The 2,526-nt window shown below is 41.6% G+C and carries 2 protein-coding genes and 1 pseudogene; all 3 read right to left on the minus strand.

All coding sequences use genetic code 11. The features are described from left to right. Positions 1-447 (minus strand): annotated as a pseudogene (locus tag AC33VI_RS16000) (anthranilate synthase component I); the annotation flags it as partial. Positions 448-504: 57 nt separating this feature from the next. Further along, positions 505-1,467, minus strand: a complete 963-nt coding sequence (locus tag AC33VI_RS16005) for an energy-coupling factor transporter transmembrane component T family protein (RefSeq protein ID WP_491783265.1) — start codon at positions 1,465-1,467, stop codon at positions 505-507. A 68-nt stretch (positions 1,468-1,535) separates the two neighbouring features. Next, a partial coding sequence (gene mltG / locus AC33VI_RS16010) for an endolytic transglycosylase MltG (protein ID WP_491783266.1) occupies positions 1,536-2,526 on the minus strand: 991 nt, incomplete at its 5' end.

Consider the following 2,526-nt stretch of genomic DNA (forward strand, 5'->3'; position numbering starts at 1 on the left):
GTGGTCTAAAACCGCAAAGGATTCTGGTTCGTACCAATAAGCGACAGGAAAAGGTAGGGGATCTTGGTTCAAATTGGGCAAACGCTCTATTTCCCAAGCCAGATCGTAACCCAGCCAACCCAACCAACCACCAATAAAAGGAAGATGAGCTACTTCTGGATTATACGTTTTCGGTCTTTTTAAGAGCGATCGCAAAAAAGGTAATATTTTTCCCGTCTCAGGAGTCCATAATTGAGCTTTTCCTGCGATTTTTCGTGGCGATCCCCCACAGATAGAATAACGAGCCAGTTGGGGATATTCTGGGTCGGCTATGCTAGGACTTTCTAAGAGAGTGGCAATTTCTAACTCGCCATATAAAGCGACAAAAATTTCTGAAGCAGTACGATTTTTTAAAGGTAGCGATCGCCAATACCAAGGTTTTAAATCCTCGTGTAAAATTACATCCATTGTTTGGGTTGGTTAAAAACATTGAACGACTAACAACTAACAACTAATAACTAATAACTAAAATGTTCCGCCAATAAACCAACGAGCGCACCAAAAAGGAATCAGAATACCCAAAGCAATCCAGTCGCTCAGTCTTAGTTTTAGTTGATGCCATTGGACTCGATGTTTTTGAGGAGTTGTAAAACCTCTCACATCCATCGCTACGGCAATTTGTTCGGCTCGAAGTAATAAATTTTCTAGCAGTTTTTCGGAAACGATCAGCCACAGTTGCCCACTACGACGCAAACCAAGCTTTTTCCAGTCTATCGCCCTAGTGCGTACGGAGCGAACTAAATTTTGTACTTCTTCTAAGACTAGAGGAATAAAACGCAAGGAGAGAGTTAAAGTTAGAGTAATTTCTGAGACAGGTAAATTCAGACGACGTAAAGGACTCATCAGGTCGTCTAACCCTTCGGTGATTTCTTCGGGGGCAGTAGTTAGTAAATATAAACTAGTACTATAAATTAGGGTGAATATTAGGGTAGAAATTCTAATCGCCACATCCAAAGAACGACGGGTAACTACCAAACGCGGTAAAAACGCGAAAGCTGGTTGCTCGAAAAGAACATAACGATAGTCTGTGGCGGGGGGTAGGGAAACGTTGCATTCACGATTTTGTAGCTCTAGAGAAGTATTACCTGGGTCTGCTATTTGCGATATTTCGGGACAAAAAGCAGGCTCTCTAGGACTGTAACTTACTGCCAAACTATCGGGAGAAACGCTAGCAAACAATAGCATAAAAGAGCAAAGCAATAGCAACCACCCCATTTGTTTGCTCCAAACTCGAAAGGGAATTCTAGCTGCTATGGTTAATAAAATCAGAGATGCTGCCAAACCAATTCGCCAAAGAGGATTGCTCAATAGAGGAGCAACTAAAAAAGTCATTAACCAGACTAATTTGACTCGCGGATCGATTCGGTGCAGCCAAGTAACGGGTTGTTCTAAATAAGAACCAATAGGAAGCGATCGCAATAAATCCATTTTAGATTTTGGTAATTAAGCAAATAATTTCTTTCCCCTTTCTTTTTGTACCCCTATTCGATCGAAAACTATTGATATCGATCGCGCTGACGACGAATTTCTCTGGTAGCTGCTTCGTGTTCTCTCAAAGTTTTACTAAAAACATGAGTACCATCATAGCGAGCAACGAAATACAAGTAATTAGTTCTTTCTGGGTTGAGAGTGGCTTTCATACTTTTTATGCCAGGGGAAGCAATAGGGGTGGGAGTCAAACCAGGGTTTATATAAGTATTATAAGGGGATGGAGTTGCTACTTGGGCGTAGGTTAGGGGCTGGTCTGCGGTTTGTCGGATACCCAAGCCATATTCTACAGTGGGGTCTGAGCCTAGAGTCATGCCTTTTTCCAATCGGGCAGTAAAAACTCCTGCAATCTTTCTTCTCTCTTCTCCGACTACTGCTTCTTTCTCGACAATACTAGCTAAGGTTACCCAATCTAATAAACTCATACTAGGTTGTTCGGCTTCATACACTGGTAAAGCTATTTCTGCAAAGCGATCGAGCATAGTATCAATTATCGCTTGGGGGTTACTCTGGCGATCGCTGCTAATTTTATAGGTATCGGGATATAAAAAACCTTCTAAGATGGGTAAATCTTCGGGCAACCAAGGGTATTTATCGTAAGGAATTTCGGTTACCGCATTGTTGAATTCTTCAGCGGTAAAATAGCCCAAAGACTCAAAATGTTTTGCCATTTGTCTGGTAGACCAACCTTCAGGAATAGTAAAATTAGTCTGCATGATTTCTCCTTCCCAGATCTTGCTGGCAATATCTGACAAAGACTCTTCGGGAGAGATTAAATAAGTACCTGCTTTGAAGCCACCTTTGGAGTCTGTTACTTGTTTGAGTTTCGTCCAAATCTTCCAGGTATTACTAGATCTAATCAATTCAGCATCGGCTAATTCTGCTCCGATTTGGTTACCCCCAACACCAGATTTAACGGTGAATATTACTTGTTTTTCTCTATCTATTTCTTGTCCTTTGGCTTCTACGGGGGCAGTTATACCTTTCCAACCAGCCCAA

Source organism: Waterburya sp., assembly GCF_058530065.1.

What these genes read in the sequence shown, in the direction of transcription:
- AC33VI_RS16005 (WP_491783265.1), bottom strand. Translation starts at nt 1,467, where the DNA reads ATGGATTTATTGCGATCGCTTCCTATTGGTTCTTATTTAGAACAACCC.